Genomic DNA, 19,142 nt, shown 5'->3' on the forward strand with positions numbered 1-19,142 from the left:
ACAGCACGGCTCAGGTGTGGGCGGCGCCATTGTGCAGGACGTTGCCTTGCAGAACCAGGTAACCGATGTCCCGCGGGCGCCCCGGCCCGGGCCGGGGAGGGCCGCCCCACGCGTGCGGGAACGTCAGCACTTCTCGCGCAGCGAGTGCAGATGCTCACTCGAACGCCGGGCGAAGGTGAGGGAATCGGCCGGGTTGTCGTGTTCCGCCTGCCAGTGGTGGGCCGACCGCTCGCCCCGCAGCCGGGTCACGGCGGAGATGAACCGCTGGTAGTCGATGTCGCCGTCGCCCACGTCGGTCATGCGGTAGCCGTAGGTGTTCGCCGGGTCGCTCACCCCGTCCTTGACGTGGAAGAGCGGGTAGCGGTGCGGCTGCCTGAGGACGTAGTCGAGCGGTTCGAACGGTGCGGGCGTGCCGTCGGGCCGCTCGGAGAAGCGGAACTGGCCCGAGTACGCCCAGAAGATGTCCATCTCGAGGAACACCAGGTCGGGGTCGGTCTCGGCGAGCAGGACGTCGTAGAGACGGACCTCGGGGTCGTCGGTGGCGAAGGAGAACTCCTCGGAGTGGTTGTGCTGGTAGAACTTCATGCCGCGGGCCCTGGCCGCCGCGCCGTAGGTGTTGAACTCCTCGGCCGCGCGCTTCCACGCGTCGACGGTGGAGCCGTAGCGGAACGGGCCGGAGGCGGTGCCGATGTGCCTGAGGCCGAGGGCCTGGGCGTCGTCGAGGACCCTGGTGAGGTTCTGGGCGAAGGTGTAGGCGTTCGGGTCGTCGGAGTAGTAGCCGACGTGGCTGCCGATGGGCGTCAGGCCGTGGTCGCGGGCCAGCCGCTTGAGCTGCGCCAGGGTGATGGGGCCGGCGGAACCCTGCGTGTATCCGGCGAACTCCACCTCGTCGTAGCCGTACTTCTCCAGTTCGGCGAAGACGGGTGCGAAGCCGAGCGTGGAGACCTTGTCCCGCAGGCTGTAGAGCTGGATGCCGAGCCGGCCGGGAGGCAGGACCGGCCGGCCGCGGCCGCCGGACGTCACGCCGGTCGTCGGCGCGGCCGCGGAGGTGGCGGCCGCGGGGCTGGCGGCGGCGCCCAGCAGGGCGGCGGCGGTGGCGCCCGCGGCCACGCCGAGCATGCCTCGTCTGGTGAGGCGGTGGGTGAGTTCGGGGTCGGGCTGGGAGATGCGGCTCATGCCTGGAACTCCTCGTGGTCGAAGGCCGTTGTCAGTGGTGAGGGCTTCACTTGTGACCGGTCAGGAGAGACCGGCCAGGCGCAGCAGCAGAGACTTCACATCGGTGGCCGCGACCCGGTCACCGACAGCGCGGGGGGTGGAGCAGATGAGGAGCGGACCGTCGTCGTCGCTCGCGGGTGGACGGCCGTGGCTGCCTCGAATAGATGAGGGGTCGAGGGGCACGACCGCCATGCGGTAGCGCATGCCGAGCTTCTTGCGCGCCAGGGCGGTGGCCGCCTTGACCTTCACATAGGGGTCGAGCGGGTCCATGAACAGCTCGACCGGGTCGTAGCCGGGTTTGCGGTGGATCTCGACGAGCCGCGCGAAGTCGGGTGCGCGGGCGTCGTCGAGCCAGTAGTAGTACGTGAACCAGGCGTCCGGCTCCGCGACCGCGACCAGTTCGCCGGAGCGCGGATGGTCGAGGTGGTGCGCCTTCTTGCCCTCGTCGTCGAGGAGTTCGCCTATGCCGGGCAGAGCGGCGAGGACGGCCCGGGTGGCGTCCAGGTCCTCGGGACGGCGCACGTAGACGTGGGCGATCTGGTGGTCCGCGACCGCGAAGGCACGGGAGGCCATCGGGTCGAGGTACTCCATGCCGTCCTGGGTGTGCACCTCCAGCAGTCCGGCGCGGCGCAGGGCGCGGTTGATGTCGACGGGCCGGCTCACCGGGGTGATGCCGTACTCGGACAGCGCGACGACGGTACGGCCCTCCGCGCGCGCCTCGTCCAGCAGCGGGGCCACGGCGGCGTCGAGGTCGGCGGCCGCCCGCAGGGAGCGCGGGTCGTCGGGGCCGAAGCGCTGGAGGTCGTAGTCGAGGTGAGGGAGGTAGCACAGGGCCAGGTCGGGCCGGCGGGTGCGCAGGATGTGCCGGGTGGCGTCGATGATCCAGCGGCTGGAGACGAGGTCGGCGCCGGGACCCCAGAAGTGGAAGAGGGGGAAGGTGCCGAGTCCTTCGGTGAGTTCGTCGTGCAGGGCCGGTGGCCGGGTGTAGCAGTCGGGCTCCTTGCGGCCGTCGGCGTAGTAGACCGGACGGGGGGTGACGGTGATGTCGGTGTCGGCGCCCATGGCGTACCACCAGCAGATGTTGGCGACCGTGTAGCCGGGGTACGCCCGGCGGGCGGCGTCCCACAGCTTGTCCCCGGTGACCAGACCGTTGTGCTGGCGCCACAGCAGGACGTCGCCGAGTTCGCGGAAGTACCAGCCGTTGCCGACGATGCCGTGTTCCGACGGGAGGGTGCCGGTGAGGAAGGTGGACTGGGCGGCGCAGGTGACGGCGGGCAGGACGGTGCCGAGGGGGGCCAGGGAGCCCCTCTGCGCCAGGGACTTGAGGTGGGGCATGTGGTCGAGGAGACGGGGGGTGAGACCGACGACGTCGAGGACGAGGAGGGGGGTGGGGTCGGTCATGGAAGCTCCTTCAGGCCGAGGTCCGTCAGCAGGTCGCGGGCCAGGGCGAGTTCGGCGGCGATGCCGTCGGCGAGCTGGGTGCGACCGCGGGGGCGCAGCCCGGGCGGGAGGGCCTGCCAGGTGTAGGTCTCGACCTCGAGGTGGCGGGTGAGGGGGTGCGGGCCGCCGACGAGCCGGGTCAGGACCGATTTCAGGACGGGCAGCGTGGAGGTGAGGGGCGCGGCGGGGGCCGCGTGCAGCGGGACGTGGAAGTGGGCACGCCAGGGAGCGGCGTCGGGCAGGGCGTCGCCGGCCAGGGCCTCGTCGAGGTCGTCGGTGCCGCGCAGGCCGACGGGGGTGGAGGTGCGGGTCTGGTGCAGGAAGCGGGGTTCGGCGAAGGCGGCCAAGGCCTTGCGGACCTCGGGGAGGTGGGGCTGTTCGGCGTGCAGGGCGGCGGAGAGCTGGGACTTGACCACGGGCACGCCGGCCCGGGTGAGGTCGTCCAGGGCGATGTGCGGGTCTTCGAAGGAGGTGGCGAGGTGGCAGGTGTCGACGCAGATGCCGACGCGGTCGTGGGCGATCGCGGTGAGCGGGGCGATGGCGTCGCGGGTGGTCTCGACGACGCAGCCGGGTTCCGGTTCCAGGGCGACCCGGATGGAGCGTCCGGTCAGCTCCTCGAGGGCGTCGAGGCGTTCGGCGAGGGTGCGCAGGGCGGTGCGGGCCGTCTCCGCCCGCTGCTCGTCGTGGGTGGTGCGCCAGGCCAGTGGCAGGGTGGAGATGCTGCCGTCGGTGACGTCGTCGGGGAGGAGTCCGGCGAGGACGCGGGCCAGGGAGGTGGTGTGTTCCAGGCGCTCGGGGTCGCTCCAGTCGGGTTTGTAGACGCGGTACTTGACCTCCTCGGCGCCGAAGCCCTCATAGGGGAAGCCGTTGAGGGTGACGACCTCCAGGCCGCGCCGGTCGAGTTCGCAGCGCAGTCCGCGCAGGGCGGCGGGGTCGGTGACGAGGGCGTGCGCGGCGTCCTTGGCGAGCCACAGGCCGATGCCGAGCCTGTCCCGGCCGAGGCGGCGGCGGACCGGCTCGCAGTGGTCGCGGAGCTGGGCGAGGACACCGTCCAGGGTTTCGGCGGGGTGCACGTTGGTGCAGTAGGCAAGGTGGACGGTGGAGCCGTCGGGGTGGCGGAAGCGCATGGCTCACGCCTCCGTGGCGGGGGCGCCGACCGGCTGTGGCTCGTCCTTCGGTGCGCCGCGCAGGATGGAGTTGCCCTCGTGGGTGGCGTCGGTGGCGTCGACGTCGAGGTTCAGGCGGCCGCTGAGCCCGTAGAAGGCGACGGGGTTGCGCCACAGGACCCGGTCGACGTCGTCCTCGGTGAAGCCCTCGGTGAGCATCAGGTCGGCGACCTTGCGGGTCTTGAGGGGGTCGCTCCTCCCCCAGTCGGCGGCGGAGTTCACCAGGACCTGCTCGGGGCCGTGGGCGCGCAGGATCGCGACCATCCGTTCCTCGTCCATCTTGGTGTCCGGGTAGACGGAGAAACCGAGCCACGCGCCGCTGTCCTTGGCCTCCTTGACGGTGGTCTCGTTGAGGTGGTCGACCAGGACCCGGTCGACGGGAAGCGCGGACTCCTTGACGACGTCCAGGGTGCGGCGCAGTCCCGCGAGCTTGTCGCGGTGCGGGGTGTGCACCAGGGCGGGCAGGCCGTGGTCGGCGGCGAGCTGGAGCTGGGCGGCTAGGGCGGTGTCCTCGGCGGGGGTCATGGAGTCGTAGCCGATCTCGCCGACGGCCACCACGTTGTCCTTGACGAGATACCGGGGCAGCGCGTCGAGGACGGGCGTGCAGCGCGGGTCGTTCGCCTCCTTCGGGTTGAGGGCGAGGGTGCAGTGGTGGGCGATGCCGTACTGGGCGGCGCGGAAGGGTTCCCAGCCGAGGAGGGCGTCGAAGTGGTCGAGGAAGGAGGCCGGGGAGGTGCGGGGCTGGCCGAGCCAGAAGGAGGGCTCGACGACGGCGCGGACGCCCGCGGCGTACATGGCCTCGTAGTCGTCGGTGGTGCGCGACGTCATGTGGATGTGGGGGTCGAAGATGCGCATCAGGACTCCTTGCCGTGGGGGTCGTCCGTGCCGTGCGGCGGAGTGGCGAGGGCGGACCCGGTCAGGGCGAGGACGCGGTGCAGGTCCTCGGGGACGGGGCGGCCGGCGGCGGTGCGTTCCGCGGCGTAGTCGCCGAGCATGCGGGCGAGTTCGCCGTCGCCCCGGGCGCGCCGGTCCAGGTCCGCCACGTGGTCGAGGCCGACGCCGGTGAACAGGCACTTCAGGACCGCGTGCCGCCAGGCGTGGGCGTCGAGGTGCCGGGCGGCGTAGGGGCCGAGGGCGGTGGCGACCAGCCGGGTGTCGTTGGTGCGCAGGGCGTCCTCGACGAGCGGGAGGGCGGCGGGACCGTCGGGCACGAGGTGCGGCAGGGCGTGCAGGACGGCACGGCGTTCGTCGGCGGTGCCCTGGAAGTAGACCCGGCTCAGCGCGTCGGCGTCGGCGTGGGCCGCGTGCAGGATGAGGACGCGGGCTGCGTCGGCGTGGGCGGGGCCGCAGCGGCGGCCGGCCTCGGCCAGGCGCAGCTCCCACACGGAGACGGGCCCGTGGGTGCCGGGGTGGGCGGCGGCCTCGTCCAGGGCCTGGTCGAGCCAGGCGCGGGCGGCTCCGCCCAGCCGGTCGTCGAGGCGGCGGCGCAGTTCGGCGGGCGGGGTGAGGGCGGGGGTGGTGCCGTCACCGGAGGTCGTCGGTGCGCCTGTGGTGTCTGCCTCCGGGGTGGCGTGGGGGCGGGTCATGGGGTCCTGCTCCCTTCGGGGGTGGCGGAGGGGTCGCCGTGCGATGGGACGAGGACGGGAGGAGCGGCGTGGCGGAGGAACGGAAGGGAGTGGGCGGCGAAGTGGGGACCCGCGTGGGAGTGGCGGGGCAGTTCGACGACCGTCAGGCCCTGGTAGCCGGTGGCGGCGAGGGCCGCAAGGACGGGCGGGAAGTCGATCTCGCCGTCGCCGAAGGGGAGGTGCTCGTGGACGCCTCGGCGCATGTCCTCGATCTGGACGTGGCGCAGCCAGGGGGCGGCCTCGCGTACGCAGTCGGCGGGCGGGAGGGGTTCCAGGCACTGGCAGTGGCCGATGTCCAGGGTGAGGCCGAGGGGCTCGGGGTCGCCGAGCGTGCGGCGCAGGCGGTGGAAGTCGGCGAGGGTGGCGAGGAGGTGGCCGGGTTCGGGTTCGACGGCGAGGGGGACGCCGGCGGTGGTGGCGGCGTCCAGGACGGGGGTGAGGCTCTCGGCGAGGCGTTTCCAGGCGGTGTCCTCGTCGGTGCCGTCGGGGACGGTGCCGCTGAAGCAGTGCACGGCGTGCGCGCCGAGGTCGGCGGCGACGCGGACCGCCCGCAGGAGGAGGTCGACGCGGCGGGTGCGGTCGTCCGGGTCGGGAGCCAGTAGCGAAGGGCCGTGCTTGAGGCGGGGGTCGAGCACGTAGCGGGCGCCGGTCTCCACGGTCACGCCGAGCCCGAGCTCGTCCAGCCGGTGCGCCGCCCGGCGGGTGCGGGCGGCGAGGTCCGGGGCGAGTGGGTCGAGGTGCATGTGGTCGAGGGTCAGGCCCACGCCGTCGTAGCCGAGGTCGGCGAGGAGGGCGAGGGCGTCGTCGAGGCGGAGGTCGGCGAGGCCGTTGGTGCCGTAGCCGAAGCGGAGGGGGGTGCGTGCGCACCCGTTCATGTCACGGCGCACGTCCCGGGCCGGGCCGCCGCCCGTGTCCCGGCTCGTCTCCGAGGCCGGGAGACGGGCGTTCCTGGTGACGTCCTGGTTCGGGTTCCGGCTCACGTGATGCTCACCTTCCTCATGTCGGCCCTCCTCGCGAACATCCGGCCGGCCGGGGTCAGGGCCGCGACCAGGAGGGACGTGGCGGTCGCGCCGGAACGGGCGGCGAGGGCGGCCTGGAGCGGGATCGTGGCGCGGATGCCGCCGCCGACGGCGCGCTGGGTGAGCGGGGGTGAGGGGTTGAGCGTGGCGTGGACGTAGGGCCGGGCGGCCGTGGCGGCGTAGACCGCGCCCAGGGCGGTGGCGAGAGCGCCGGCGGCCCGGGGCGTGCCCTCGGCCGGGCCGGAGCCCGGCAGGCCGGGGGCGGCTGCTGCCCGCCGGCCTGCCGGGAGTCGGGTGCGGCGGTGGGTGACCAGACGGGTCAGCGCCCCCGTCGTCACGAGGGCCGCCAGCGGGGCCAGGGCCGAGCCGCCGGTGGTCTCCCGGCGGGACACGGCCGTGACCGCGAGGGTGTGGCTGCCGAGCAGCGCGGCGGAGGGCAGTGCGGCGCGGGTGCCGCCGCCGGTGGCCGCGGCGCCCAGGAGCAGGTCGAGTCCGCGGGCGGCGGCCATGGCCGCGGGACCGGCGGGCGTGTGCTTCAGGGCGAGGTCGTAGGCCCAGACGGTCGTCGCCAGGGACGCGGCCACCGCGAGGGCGGGCCGTCCCGCGCCGGCGGCGAGCGCCAGCCCGGCGCCGGTGAGGGCACCGGCGGCGGTGAGGGCGGCGGCCGGACGGATACGGCCGGACGGCAGCGGGCGGTGCGGGCGCTCCACGGCGTCCTCGGCGCGGTCGGCCCAGTCGTTCAGGGCCATGCCGGCCTCGTACAGGCACACGGAGGAGCCGATCGCGAGCAGGGTCCGCGGCCCGGGGCGCGCACCGGCCGCCGCCGCGCCGGCCAGGGCGTCGCCGGGGACGGTGAAGAGGGCGGGCAGCCGGAGCAGTTCGGCCCAGGCGCCCGTGCGGCCCGAGTGCGGAGGCCGGGCGTGGGACGCGACGTCGTCCCCGGGGACGGTCCCGCGCCCCGCGCCCACCAGGGCGGACCCGGCGACGGTGAGCAGCACGGGCAGGCCCAGGCGTCCGGTCCACGTGCCCGCGCGGGCCGGGCCGGTCGTCGGCGTGGACGTGGACGTGGCCTTCACCGTGGTGGTCGCGCGGCTCATCGGTGTGTCCCGCGGTCGTCGGCGCCGTCCCGCAGCCGCTCGGCGAAGCGCCTCAGCTCCGTGTACTGCTCGGCCAGGGACGACGGGCCGTCGCCGACCGGGTCCTTGAAGTAGAAGCCCAGTTCGGCCAGCGGGCCGGTCAGGCCCTTCTGCCGGGCGCGAGCCGTCAGCCGGGCCAGGTCGAGGACGAGGGGGGCGGCGAGGGCCGAGTCGCAGCCCTGCCAGGTGGTCTGGAGGACCATCCGTGCGCCGAGGAAGCCGTCGAAGGCGATGTGGTCCCAGGCCGTCTTCCAGTCGCCGAGCGCGGGCACGTCGTCGATGTGGACCTCGCCCTCGGGGGTGGCTCCGAGGGTGTCGGCGAGGACGCGTTCCTTGCCGGCGTTCTTGGCGGCGGCGGCAGCGGGGTCGGCGAGGGCGGCGCCGTCGCCGCCGCCCAGGAGGTTCGTGCCGGACCATGCGCGCACGGCAAGGGCACGCTGCAGGAACATCGGACCGAGCACGGAGCGCAGCAGGGTCTGCCCGGTCTTGCCGTCGCGGCCCGCGTACGGCAGGCCCGAGGAGGCGGCGAGCGGAGCCAGTGCCGGGTGGTGCAGGCCCGTGGACGGGGTGAAGTTGACGTAGGGGCAGCCGGCGCGCAGGGCGGCCGCCGCGTAGAGGGAGCTGGGCGGCAGGGCGCCGTCGGTGGGGGCCGGCTCGGTGGAGGCGACGTTGATCACGACGGCGCCCGCGAGGTCCCGGCGGCGCACGAAGTCGCCGATGTCGGCAGCGAATACGTCGATCCACTGGTCCTGGGTGCGGCCGGTGTCGCCGGGCGGCGGGCCGCCGGGCCTGATCTCCCGGTCGGCGGCGACGAGTTCGGCGTGTACGGCGGACGGCAGGCCGTGCGGCAGGACGCCACCGTCGGCGAGGTGCTCGGCGCGCTTGGGCAGCAGGCAGTCGACGGTGTCGTGACCGCCGAAGACGAGGGACGACAGCGACGGCAGACCGCAGGAGGTGAAGCCGGGGGTCTCGGTGACCATGCCGGTCGGCGGGTGGAGCCCGGCGGCGACGGCGGCGCAGCCCGCGATCGCGGTCGTGGCGACGGATCCCCGTGCGCCGATGAGCCAGACGCCGAAGCGGGGGGCCGGGGAGGGGGTGGGGAGGGACGGTTCGGCGGACACGGGCAGCCTCCTTGTCGTACGCGAACCTGGTGCGAACGCCGGAAGGGGGACGAGCGGGGTGCCGGGCTCGGGGCCCGGCGGGACGGCGGGCGGAGGTCCGGCGTCCTCCGCCCGCCGCCGTTCCGGTCGCCCTAGGAGGGCAGTTCCTTCAGCTGGATGTCGCGGAAGGAGACCTGGTCACCGGCGCCGTGGTTCTGCAGGCCGATGTAGCCGTCGGTCAGGCTCCGCTCGGGGTCCTTGTTGGTGAAGTCGTTGATCTTGACTCCGTTGAGGAACACCTGGAGGCGTTCGCCCTGGACCTTGATCTCGTAGGAGTTCCACTGGCCGGGCGGGCGCAGGACCTGGTCACGGGCCTTGATGTTCGCCGACTTGAACGAGTAGACGGAGCCCGTGGTGCGGTCGGCTGCGTCCGTGGCGTCGATCTGGATCTCGTAGCCCTTGTTCACCGCGGACCAGGGGTCGTCGGAGGCCGGGAAGCCCACGAAGATCCCGGAGTTGTCGTCGCCCCGCATCTTCCAGTCGAGTTTGAGCGAGTACGACTTCAGCTCCTTGGCCTGGTACCAGAGCAGTCCCATGCCGCCCTCGGACTCCAGGGTGCCGTCCTTGACGGTGAAGCTGCCGGGACCGGCCTGCTTCCAGCCGTCCAGGGTCTCGCCGTTGAAGATCTCCCGATAGCCCTTGTCCGGCTTGCAGTCCGCCTTGACCTGGCCGGTGGCGTACTGCATGCCGCCGAGCAGGTGGTTGCGGAACGCCTCGTCGGCGTAGGACTCCTTGGTGTGGCCGCCACCGGTGTAGAAGGACCGGCCGCCGCCGTAGCTCTGGCACCAGGCGATCGGGTGGTCGCCCTTCATGGTGCCGCCCTGGTAGGTGGTCTCGTCGAGGGTGGCGAGGACCTTGGCCTGCTCGCGCGGGTTGGTGCGGTAGTTGTACCACTCGTCGGTGCGCTCCCAGGTGTCGCCCAGGTGCGCGGTGGACGGGTGGTCGTGGTCGTGGACGCGCACGGTGGCCTTCTGGACGGCCGGGTGCGAGTCGAAGTAGGCGCCGACGAGGCCGCCGTAGAACTCCCAGTCGTACTCGGTGTCGGCGGCGGCGTGGATGCCCAGGTAGCCGCCGCCGTTCCTGACGTAGTCCTCGAACGCTTTCTGCTGGTCGGCGTCGAGGACGTCACCGGTGGTGGACAGGAAGGCCACCGCGTCGTACTTGGCGAGGTTGGCGGTGGTGAACTGCCGGGCCTCCTCGGTCGCCGTGACCGAGATGCCGGCCGGGGCGCCCAGCTCCTTCAGCGCGGCGACGCCCTCCGGGATGGAGTCGTGCCGGAAGCCCGCCGTCTTCGAGAAGACCAGGACCCTCTTGCCGGCCGTGAACGGCTCGGTGGAGAACTCGAAGTCGTCCACGTCGTACAGCGCGCCCTCGCCGCCCCGGAAGACCAGGTAGATCTCCGTGGTCTTCTTCGGCAGCGACCGCAGCGGCACGTCGACGTCCTGGAACGTCTCCCAGCCGCCGGTCGGCGGGATGTACGCCGAGCCGTGCAGCGGGCCGGTGGGCGAGCCGGTGCGCAGCTCGATGAAGCCGCCCGCGCCGCCGGAGGAGGCCCGTACGGTCATCTTCTTCTGGCCCTCGAACCGGTAGGGGCTGAAGGAGAGCCAGTCGCCGTCGTCGATGTCGCCGACGGTCCTGCCGCCGTTGGCGCCGGTCTTGTCGATCACCGACACGCCCTGCTGGGCGCCGAAGTGCTCGGCCTGGCGGTGCAGCGGCTGGAGCACGGTGCGGGCGGTGCCGGTCAGCGCCTCCTGGCCGTTCGCCCCGTCGTCGGTGTAACTGGCGCCGACGACACCGTAGATGTCGGCGTTGGGGTCGTGGCCGCCGTCCCCGGCGGGCGGCTCGAGGGTGCCCTCACAGCCCGTCTCGCTGGTCAGCTCGTGGGCGTGGGAGTCGTGGCCGAGGCTGTAGGCGACCTTGACCCTGGAGCAGTCGATCCGCTCCTCGGGGTCGGTGACGGTCACCTTGAACGGCACGGGCTCACCGAAGGCGGCCAGGCTGCCGTTGCCCGGCACGGTGATCTTCACCGTGGGTCCGGTGTTGCCGACCACGATCCGGACGCCGGCGTTGCCGGTGTTGCCCTCGGGGTCCTTCGCGGTGAAGGTCGCGGTGTAGGTGCCGACCTTCTTGTAGCGGTGGGTGGGGGTGAGACCCTCGCCCGTGGTGCCGTCGCCGAAGTCCCAGCTGTAGGTGAGGTCCGGGGAGTCGGCGTCCTTGGCGCTGCCGGTGAACCCGACCCGCAGCCCGGCCGCGCCGGACGTCTTGTCCGCGCCGACCTCGACGATCGGGGAGAAGCCGTCCTCGGCGTTCTCGATCCGGTACAGCGCGGAGTCCTTGTCGCCCTGGAACCAGGACAGACCGTAGTCCAGGACGTAGAGCGCGCCGTCGGGGCCGAACTCCATGTCCATGATCTGGGTGCCGGTCCACGGGAAGTCGTTGATCTTCGCGACCGTGCCGCCGGGTCCGTCCTCGGTCTGCTCGATCCGCTTGATCCAGCGGCGGCCGAACTCGCCGGCGAAGAAGTCGCCGTCGTACGCCTCGGGGAACTTCACCGAGGAGTCGAGGTCGGGGTCGTAGCGGTAGACCGGGCCGCCCATCGGGGACTCGGAGCCGCTGCCGAACTCGGGTACGGAACCGCCGTCGTAGGGGATCCAGGCGGGCTGCGCGGGCGGCAGGTCGACGAGGCCGGTGTTGTGCCGCGAGGTGTTCTTCGGCGCGGCGCAGTCGAACTTCTCGCCGGACTCCTCGGTGGCGAAGTCGTAGTCGACGTAGGCGTCGTTGTTCCCGGTGCAGAACGGCCAGCCGAAGTTGGCGGGCTCGGTGACCTTGGCGAACTCGACCTGTCCCGCCGGGCCCCGGTTCGGGTCGGCGGCGCCGGCGTCGGGGCCGTAGTCACCCACGTAGATGGTGCCGGTCTTCTTGTCGATGTTCATCCGGAACGGATTGCGGAAGCCCATCGCGTAGATCTCGGGGCGGGTCTTCTCGGTGCCGGGGGCGAAGAGGTTGCCCTCCGGAACGGTGTAGGAGCCGTCCTCGGCGACCTTGATGCGGAGGATCTTGCCGCGCAGGTCGTCGGTGTTGCCGGAGCTGCGGCGGGCGTCGAAGGCCGGGTTGCGGTTCGCCCGCTCGTCGATCGGCGTGAAGCCGTCGGAGGAGAAGGGGTTGGTGTCGTCGCCGGTGGACAGGTAGAGGTTGCCCTCGGCGTCGAAGGCGATGTCGCCGCCGACGTGGCAGCAGGTGCCGCGGGAGGCCGCGACGTCCAGGACCTTCTTCTCGCTGGCCGGGTCCAGTGTGCCGTTGGGATTGAGGACGAACCGGGAGAGGCGGTTGACGCCGTCGAACTTCTCGAAGTCCTCGGCGGTGCCGGTCTCCGGGGCGTCGCCCGCGGGGGTGTCGAGCGGCGGGGCGTAGTAGAGGTAGACCGCCCGGTTGTTCTCGAAGTCCGGGTCGACGCCGACGCCCTGCAGGCCCTCCTCGTCGTGGCTGTAGACGTCGAGCTTGCCGGCGACCTTGGTGACGCCGCCCTGGTCGGTGAGGCGCAGCGTGCCGTCGCGCGAGGTGTGCAGGACGCTGCGGTCCGGGAGCACGGCGAGCGACATCGGTTCGCCCGTCTCGGGCTCGCCCTTGGCGAGTGGAACCTGCTGGAACTGCCCCTCGGCGGCTGCCGGTTCGTCGTGCTCCGGGTGTCCGGGGTGGGCGCCGGCCACGGTCGCCGGGGTGCCCACGGCCAGCAGCAGGCCGGTGAACAGGGCGAGACCGGTGCGAAGTCGGGGTCGACGCCTCGTGGCGTCGGTGGATGTGAGTCTGCTTCTGTGCACGAAGTCCCTCCGGGAACGGGGTGGGGCCGTGTGGAACAGGTGCGAAGACATGTGGTGCGTGCGGGCGCCGGGGTGCGCCGTCACCCCGGAGGCGTGGGTGTCCTGAACACTTCAAGGACGGTAACCGCGTCCTTCCGGGGCGAACACCCCTTCGACCGGGACCGGTCGACCTTTTCATCGACTCAGGACAAAGCGGGATTCGGGCAGGTCGGGTCCAGGGGCCGGCGGGTGTGCCGGTCCCCGTCCCCGACCTGCCGTCGGGCGCGGCTCAGCTGTTGAACGCGGCGTCGAAGGACGCGCTGGGCGGCTCGAAGTCGTAGGCCTTGAGGTGCTTCAGCGCCTCGGGGGCGCCCTGGAGCCGGTCCATGCCGGCGTCCTCCCACTCCACGGAGACCGGGCCGCGGTAGTCGATCGAGCGCAGCATCCGGAAGACGTCCTCCCAGGGGACGTCGCCGTGGCCGGCGGAGACGAAGTCCCAGCCGCGGCGCGGGTCGCCCCAGGGCAGGTGGGAGCCGAGGCGGCCGTTGCGGCCGTCGAGGCGTCTGCGGGCCTCCTTGCAGTCCACGTGGTAGATGCGGTCGCGGAAGTCCCACAGGAAGCCGACCGGGTCGAGGTCCTGCCACACGAAGTGACTGGGGTCGAAGTTGAGGCCGAAGGCCGGCCGGCGGCCGACCGCGTCCAGCGTGCGTACGGTCGTCCAGTAGTCGTAGGCGATCTCGCTCGGGTGGACCTCGTGCGCGAACCGCACGCCCTCCGCGTCGAAGACGTCGAGGATGGGGTTCCAGCGCTCGGCGAAGTCCTCGTAACCGCGCTCGATCATGGTGTCGGGGGCGGGCGGGAACATGGCCACCAGGTGCCAGATGGCGGAGCCGGTGAAGCCGACGACGGTGTCGACGCCGAACGCGGCCGCCGCGCGGGCGGTGTCGGCGATCTCGGCGGCGGCCCGCCGCCGGACGCCCTCCGGTTCGCCGTCCCCCCAGATCCGGGCGGGCAGGATGGCCCGGTGGCGTTCGTCGATGATGGCGTCGCAGACGGCCTGGCCCACCAGGTGGTTGGAGACGGCCCAGCAGCGCAGGCCGTACTTGTCGAGCAGGGCCCGCCGGGAGTCCAGGTACGCCGGGTCGGCGAGGGCCTTGTCGACCTCGAAGTGGTCTCCCCAGCAGGCGAGTTCGAGGCCGTCGTAGCCGAAGTCGCGGGCCAGCCGGCAGACCTCCTCCAGGGGGAGGTCCGCCCACTGGCCGGTGAAGAGTGTGAACCTGCGCGGCATGCTGCGAGCCTCCTCAGTCGGCGATCGGGGTGTAGACGGAGTTCTTCTCGGCGCTCTCCTCGACCGCCGCGAGGACGCGCTGGACCTGGAGGCCGTCGGCGAAGGAGGGCTGCGGCCTGCTGCCCTCGGCGATCGCGTGGACGAGGTCGCGGGCCTGGTGGACGAAGGTGTGCTCGTAGCCGAGGCCGTGGCCCGGCGGCCACCAGCCGTCCAGGTAGGGGTGGTCGGGCTCGGTGACGAGGATGCGGCGGAAGCCGGCGTGGCTGCCGGGCTCGGTGGCGTCGTGGAACCACAGCTCGTTGAGCCGCTCCAGGTCGAAGGCCAACGATCCCAGTTCACCGTTGAGTTCGAGACGCAGGGCGTTCTTGCGGCCGGTGGCGTAGCGGGTCGCCTCGAAGGAGGCGAGGGCACCGGAGGCGAAGCGGCCGGTGAACACGGCGGCGTCGTCGACGGTGACCGTCCCGGTGGCGGTACCGGTCTCGGTACCGGCCCCGGCGGTCAGGCCCTCGGTCGGTCCGCCGGGCAGCGGCCGCCGCCGTACGAACGTCTCGGTGAGCGCGGAGACCCCGGCCAGCCTCTCCCCCACGAGGTGCTGTGCGAGGTCGACGATGTGCGCACCGAGGTCGCCGAGGGAGCCGGATCCCGCCCGTTCCCGGCGCAGTCGCCACGTGAGCGGGAACTGCGGGTCGTTGAGCCAGTCCTGGAGGTACGACACCCGGACGTGCCGCAGGCGGCCGAGCCGTCCCTCGGCGACCATGCGCCGGGCCAGCGCGGTGGCGGGGACGCGACGGTAGTTGAAGCCGACCATCGACAGCCGGCCCCGTGCCGCGAACGCGGTCTCGGCGGCGCGTGCCATGGCTTCGGCCTCCTCGACCGTGTTGGCGAGGGGCTTCTCGCACAGGACGTGCTTGCCGGCGGCCAGCGCGGCGAGCGCGATCTCGGCGTGACTGTCGCCGGGGGTGCAGATGTCGACGAGGTCCACGTCGTCGCGGGCGATCAGCGCCCGCCAGTCGGTCTCGGTCGTCGCCCACCCGTGCCGGTCGGCCGCCGCGCGGACGGCCGCGGGGTCACGGCCGCAGAGTGCGGTGAGCACCGGGCGCAGGGGCAGGTCGAAGACGCGGCCCGCGGTGCGCCAGCCCTGGGAGTGGGCGGCGCCCATGAAGGCGTAGCCGACCATGCCGACGCGGAGCGGGGGTTTGCCGGACTCCGTGCCGGCCTCCTCCGGTCCCGCTGACTGCTGCGGCTGTTCCATGCAGGTGTCCTCCTCGTCGTCGTGGCGCGGTGGGGGTGGGCCTGCCGGGCGGGTGACTCGGGGCGGCCGTCGGCCGGTGTGCGCCCGACCCGTCGGGCCCGGCCCCGGTACGGCCCACAGCGGCACGTGCCGCACGGGCGGGCGCCACCGGGGGCAGGCGCCGTGGTGGCGCGCCCCGCACGGGGACACGCGCCGCCGGCGGTACGCCTCCGCGGAACACGCACGCCCGGTGGCCGCCTCGCACGAGCACGCGCATGCGCACGCGCACGCCCCGGACACGCCTCGCCGCGAACCGCCTGTGACCGCCCCGCTCCCCCGGGCGGAGCCCGTGTCTCACCGGAAGCCGGTGGACATGTACTGGTCGACGTTCTCCTTGTCGACCACCGCCGAGTAGAGGGTGATCGACGCGGGGATCTCGTACTCGGCGAGGCCTGCGACCCCCTTGCCCTGGCCGAGGGCGCGGGCGAGGTCGATGGCGGAGGCGGCCATGGTGGGCGGGTACAGGACGGTGGCCTTGAGGACGCCGTTGTCCTGCTTGATCGCCTGGAAGGCGGAGAGGGCGCCCGCCCCGCCGACCATCATGAAGTCGTCGCGGCCGGCCTGCTCGACGGCGCGCAGCGCACCCACGCCCTGGTCGTCGTCGTGGTTCCACAGCGCGTCGAACTTCGACTGCGCCTGGAGGAGTTGGGCCATCTTCGCCTGCCCCGACTCGACCGTGAAGTCGGCTGCCTGGCGGGCCACCTTCTTGATGTTGGGGTAGTTCTTCAGGGCGTCGTCGAAGCCCTGGGTGCGCTGCTTGGTGAGTTCCAGATTGTCCAGACCGGCCAGTTCGACGACCCGGGCGTCGGCCTTGCCCTTGAGTTTCTCGCCGATGTAGTGGCCGGCGTTCAGGCCCATGCCGTAGTTGTCGCCGCCGATCCAGCACCGGTACGCCTGCGGGGTGTTGAAGATCCGGTCGAGGTTGACGACGGGGATGCCCGCGCGCATCGCCTTCAGGCCGACCTGGGTCAGGGCCTTGCCGTCGGCGGGCAGGACGACCAGGACGTCGACCTTCTTGTTGATGAGGGTCTCGATCTGGCCGATCTGCTGGGCGGTGTCGTTGGAGCCCTCGGTGATCTCCAGGGTGACGTCGGAGTACTTCCCGGCCCGGCTCTTGGCGTTGTCGTTGATGGCGTTGAGCCAGCCGTGGTCGGCCTGCGGTCCGGCGAAGCCGATGGTGACCTGCTTGCCGGGCTTGTCGTCCGCGGCCGGCCGGGTGTCGGCGGCGGGTTCCTCGTCCTCGGGGTCGTTGCTCGTGCAACCGGTCAGGAGGGCACCGGCCGAGACGGCGGCGGTCCCGAGGAGCAGACCTCGGCGACTGGTGAGGCGGCTCGGAAATCTCATCGGCTCTGGCATGGCGGTGAACCCTTTCCTCAGGTCGTGCTCGCGGTACGGCGCTGGACCAGCACGGCGGCGACGATGATCGCGCCCTTGGCGATCTGCTGGACGTCGCTCTGCAGGTTGTTGAGGGCGAAGATGTTGGTGATCGTGGTGAAGATCAGGACGCCGAGCACGGAGCCGACAATGGTGCCGCGGCCCCCGCTGAGCAGGGTGCCGCCGATGATCGCGGCGGCGATGGCGTCGAGTTCGTAGAGGTTGCCGTTGGTGTTCTGACCCGAGCCGGACAGGATGATCAGCAGGAAGGCGGCGATACCGCAGCACAGTCCGGACAGCAGGTAGAGGTAGAGCCGCTGGCGGCGCACGTCGATGCCGGCCAGGCGGGTGGCCTCCGCGTTGCCGCCGACCGCGACCGTGCGCCGGCCGAAGGTGGTGCGGTTCAGCACGAGCCAGCCGATGATCGTCACGACGGCGAAGACCATGACGAGGGGCGGCACGCCGAGGACGTACGCGTCGCGCTCGCCGAGGTCGAGGATGCCGTCGGAGGTGACGATCTGCGTCTTGCCGTCGGTGATCTGCAGCGCGAGTCCGCGGGCGGAGGCCAGCATCGCGAGGGTGGCGATGAACGGGACCATTCCGCCGTAGGCGATGAGGAGGCCGTTGACGAGACCGCAGCCGAGGCCGACGAGGACGGAGGTGAAGAGGACGCCTCCGAAGCCGTACTCCTGGGTGGCGAGCGTGGTGGCCCAGACGGAGGCGAGGGCGACGATGGCGCCGACGGAGAGGTCGATGCCGCCGGAGGTGATGACGAAGGTCATGCCGACCGTGACGACGCCGATCACCGAGGCCTGGGTCAGGACGAGTTGGAGGTTGCGGATGTCGAGGAACTCGTCGGGTCTGGTGATGCCGCCGATCACGACGAGTGCGGCGAGGACGCCGAGCAGCGACAGGGTGCGGACGTCGGCGCGGGCCATCAGGCCCCGCCAGGCCGGGGGGCGGACCTGGGGCGTCTTGTCGGTGCTGTCGCGCGGCGGGGAGACGGGCTGCGTCATGACGCCGGACTTCCTTCCATGACGAGATCGAGTACGCGGTGTTCGTCCAGTTCGCGGGCGGGCGCGGTGTGGACCACGCGCCCCTCCCGGAGCACCAGGACCCGGTCGGCGAGGCCGAGGACCTCCGGCACCTCGCTGGAGACGAGCAGCACGGCGAGGCCTTCGTCGGCCAGTCGGCGGACGACCGCGTACAGCTCGGCGCGGGCGCCGACGTCGACCCCGCGGGTGGGTTCGTCGAGCAGCAGGACGCGGCAGCCGCGCAGCAGCCAGCGGGCCAGGACGGCCTTCTGCTGGTTGCCGCCGGACAGGGTCCGTACCGGTGCGGACGGGTTGTCGGGGCGCAGCGACAGTTCACGGGTCGCCGCGCGGGCCGCGCCCCGTTCGGCGCCGCGGTCGATCCAGCCGCCGCGCGAGAAGCGGGAGAGGGAGGAGACGGAGACGTTGCGGGTGACGGACTCCAGCATCAGCAGGGCCTGGGCCTTGCGTTCCTCGGGGGCGAGGCCCAGGCCGGCGCGCACGGCGGCCCGCACGCTGCCCGGCCGCAACGGCTTTCCGTCCACCACGACGTGACCGGCCGTGGGCCGGCGGGCACCGTAGACCGTCTCCAGGATCTCGGAGCGGCCGGAGCCGACCAGCCCGGCGAGTCCGACGATCTCCCCCGGCCTCAGGTCGAGGTCGAGCGGCTCGAACTCGCCCTCCCTGGCCAGCCCGCGCACCTCCAGCAGGGGCTTCCCACTCGTCGCCGGCACGCCGGCCGCGGACCGCTCGGGGAAGACGTACTCGACGTTGCGGCCCGTCATCAGCGCGACGACCTCGCGGGTGGGTGTCGACTTCGCGGGCAGCCCGCCGGCCACCGCCCGGCCGTCCTTGAGCACCGTGACCCGGTCGCCGATACGGCGGATCTCCTCCAGGCGGTGGGAGATGTGGACGACGGCCACGCCGTCCGCGGTCAGGTCACCGACGATGCGGAAGAGGTTGTCGACCTCGTCCGGATCGAGGGCGGCGGACGGTTCGTCCATCACGATCAGCCGGACGTCGTGGGAGAGGGCCCGCGCCATGGAGACGACCTGCTGCTGGGCCGCGGACAACTCCCCGACCGGAGCGGCCGGATCGATCTCCGCGTGCCCGAGCCGCCGCAGCAGGGCCTCAGTCGCCCGACGGGCCGTCCTGGTGCGGACGACGAATCCCGCGGCGGTGGGTTCGTGGCCGAGGTGGACGTTCTCCGCCACCGACAGATGCTCCACCAGGTCGAGTTCCTGGTAGATGGTGGCGATGCCGAGGCGCATGGCGGCGATCGGCGAGCGCAGGGTGACCGGTTCGCCGCGCCAGCGGATGATGCCGCCGTCGGGCTGGTGGGCACCGGCCAGCACCTTGATGAGGGTGGACTTGCCGGCCCCGTTCTGGCCGAGCAGGCAGTGCACTTCACCGGCCTGGACGTCGAGGTCGACGCCGTCCAGGGCCCGGACGCCGGGGAACGACTTGGTGATGCCGGACATGCTGAGCAGCGGTGGTTCTGGTGCCATGTGGATTCCCCTCGGCGGGCGTGCGGGCCGGAGTCAGGGCAGAACGCCAGGAATCGGGCGCTCTTGAGGTGGCGCGGGGCAGGGGAGAGCGA

At 72.5% G+C, this 19,142-nt stretch carries 14 protein-coding genes; all 14 read right to left on the minus strand.

Features of this window, described 5'->3' with window-relative positions:
* Positions 1-123: 123 nt before the first annotated feature.
* Positions 124-1,176 carry a sugar phosphate isomerase/epimerase gene (locus tag AB0N31_RS29265; protein WP_366061450.1) on the minus strand — a complete coding sequence of 351 codons (1,053 nt, stop codon included), beginning with the start codon at positions 1,174-1,176 and terminating at the stop codon, positions 124-126.
* A gap of 60 nt (positions 1,177-1,236) precedes the next feature.
* Positions 1,237-2,616 carry a nucleotide pyrophosphatase/phosphodiesterase family protein gene (locus AB0N31_RS29270; protein WP_366061451.1) on the minus strand — a complete coding sequence of 460 codons (1,380 nt, stop codon included), beginning with the start codon at positions 2,614-2,616 and terminating at the stop codon, positions 1,237-1,239.
* Positions 2,613-3,782, minus strand: a complete 1,170-nt coding sequence (gene eboE, locus AB0N31_RS29275) for a metabolite traffic protein EboE (protein ID WP_366061452.1) — start codon at positions 3,780-3,782, stop codon at positions 2,613-2,615. Before eboE ends, AB0N31_RS29270 begins: the two co-directional genes overlap by 4 nt.
* A gap of 3 nt (positions 3,783-3,785) precedes the next feature.
* Positions 3,786-4,676, minus strand: a complete 891-nt coding sequence (locus tag AB0N31_RS29280; protein ID WP_366061453.1) for a TatD family hydrolase — start codon at positions 4,674-4,676, stop codon at positions 3,786-3,788.
* Positions 4,676-5,407, minus strand: a complete 732-nt coding sequence (locus AB0N31_RS29285) for an EboA domain-containing protein (protein ID WP_366061454.1) — start codon at positions 5,405-5,407, stop codon at positions 4,676-4,678. Before AB0N31_RS29285 ends, AB0N31_RS29280 begins: the two co-directional genes overlap by 1 nt.
* A complete protein-coding gene (locus AB0N31_RS29290) occupies positions 5,404-6,321 on the minus strand; it encodes a sugar phosphate isomerase/epimerase family protein (protein WP_366061492.1) in 918 nt (305 codons plus the stop codon). The genes AB0N31_RS29285 and AB0N31_RS29290 overlap by 4 nt, the downstream gene beginning before the upstream one ends.
* 101 nt (positions 6,322-6,422) lie before the next feature.
* Complete coding sequence (locus tag AB0N31_RS29295; RefSeq protein ID WP_366061455.1) at positions 6,423-7,562, minus strand: SCO3242 family prenyltransferase; 1,140 nt, start codon at positions 7,560-7,562, stop codon at positions 6,423-6,425.
* Positions 7,559-8,722, minus strand: coding sequence for an inositol-3-phosphate synthase (locus tag AB0N31_RS29300; RefSeq protein ID WP_366061456.1), 1,164 nt, complete (start codon positions 8,720-8,722; stop codon positions 7,559-7,561). Before AB0N31_RS29300 ends, AB0N31_RS29295 begins: the two co-directional genes overlap by 4 nt.
* 131 nt (positions 8,723-8,853) lie before the next feature.
* Entirely contained in the window at positions 8,854-12,579 is a 3,726-nt protein-coding gene (locus tag AB0N31_RS29305; RefSeq protein ID WP_366061457.1) for a ThuA domain-containing protein, read from the minus strand.
* Between the two features lie 268 nt (positions 12,580-12,847).
* Complete coding sequence (locus tag AB0N31_RS29310; RefSeq protein WP_366061458.1) at positions 12,848-13,846, minus strand: sugar phosphate isomerase/epimerase family protein; 999 nt, start codon at positions 13,844-13,846, stop codon at positions 12,848-12,850.
* 13 nt (positions 13,847-13,859) lie between these two features.
* On the minus strand, positions 13,860-15,098 hold the full coding sequence (locus AB0N31_RS29315) for a Gfo/Idh/MocA family oxidoreductase (protein ID WP_366061459.1): 1,239 nt from the start codon (positions 15,096-15,098) through the stop codon (positions 13,860-13,862).
* A 333-nt stretch (positions 15,099-15,431) separates the two neighbouring features.
* Positions 15,432-16,493, minus strand: a complete 1,062-nt coding sequence (locus AB0N31_RS29320; protein WP_366061460.1) for a substrate-binding domain-containing protein — start codon at positions 16,491-16,493, stop codon at positions 15,432-15,434.
* Positions 16,494-16,510: 17 nt separating this feature from the next.
* On the minus strand, positions 16,511-17,527 hold the full coding sequence (locus tag AB0N31_RS29325) for an ABC transporter permease (protein WP_366061461.1): 1,017 nt from the start codon (positions 17,525-17,527) through the stop codon (positions 16,511-16,513).
* Positions 17,524-19,050: a sugar ABC transporter ATP-binding protein gene (locus AB0N31_RS29330; protein WP_366061462.1), complete on the minus strand. Its 1,527-nt coding sequence runs from the start codon at positions 19,048-19,050 to the stop codon at positions 17,524-17,526. The genes AB0N31_RS29325 and AB0N31_RS29330 overlap by 4 nt, the downstream gene beginning before the upstream one ends.
* Positions 19,051-19,142 lie beyond the last annotated feature (92 nt).

The organism is Streptomyces sp. NPDC051051, from assembly GCF_040682975.1.
GTDB lineage: Bacteria > Actinomycetota > Actinomycetes > Streptomycetales > Streptomycetaceae > Streptomyces.

Coding starts and splice junctions, on each gene's coding strand:
- AB0N31_RS29265 (WP_366061450.1), bottom strand. CDS start 1,176: ATGAGCCGCATCTCCCAGCCCGACCCCGAACTCACCCACCGCCTCACC.
- AB0N31_RS29270 (WP_366061451.1), bottom strand. CDS start 2,616: ATGACCGACCCCACCCCCCTCCTCGTCCTCGACGTCGTCGGTCTCACC.
- eboE (WP_366061452.1), bottom strand. CDS start 3,782: ATGCGCTTCCGCCACCCCGACGGCTCCACCGTCCACCTTGCCTACTGC.
- AB0N31_RS29280 (WP_366061453.1), bottom strand. CDS start 4,676: ATGCGCATCTTCGACCCCCACATCCACATGACGTCGCGCACCACCGAC.
- AB0N31_RS29285 (WP_366061454.1), bottom strand. CDS start 5,407: ATGACCCGCCCCCACGCCACCCCGGAGGCAGACACCACAGGCGCACCG.
- AB0N31_RS29290 (WP_366061492.1), bottom strand. CDS start 6,321: ATGAACGGGTGCGCACGCACCCCCCTCCGCTTCGGCTACGGCACCAAC.
- AB0N31_RS29295 (WP_366061455.1), bottom strand. CDS start 7,562: ATGAGCCGCGCGACCACCACGGTGAAGGCCACGTCCACGTCCACGCCG.
- AB0N31_RS29310 (WP_366061458.1), bottom strand. CDS start 13,846: ATGCCGCGCAGGTTCACACTCTTCACCGGCCAGTGGGCGGACCTCCCC.
- AB0N31_RS29315 (WP_366061459.1), bottom strand. CDS start 15,098: ATGGAACAGCCGCAGCAGTCAGCGGGACCGGAGGAGGCCGGCACGGAG.
- AB0N31_RS29320 (WP_366061460.1), bottom strand. CDS start 16,493: ATGCCAGAGCCGATGAGATTTCCGAGCCGCCTCACCAGTCGCCGAGGT.
- AB0N31_RS29325 (WP_366061461.1), bottom strand. CDS start 17,527: ATGACGCAGCCCGTCTCCCCGCCGCGCGACAGCACCGACAAGACGCCC.
- AB0N31_RS29330 (WP_366061462.1), bottom strand. CDS start 19,050: ATGGCACCAGAACCACCGCTGCTCAGCATGTCCGGCATCACCAAGTCG.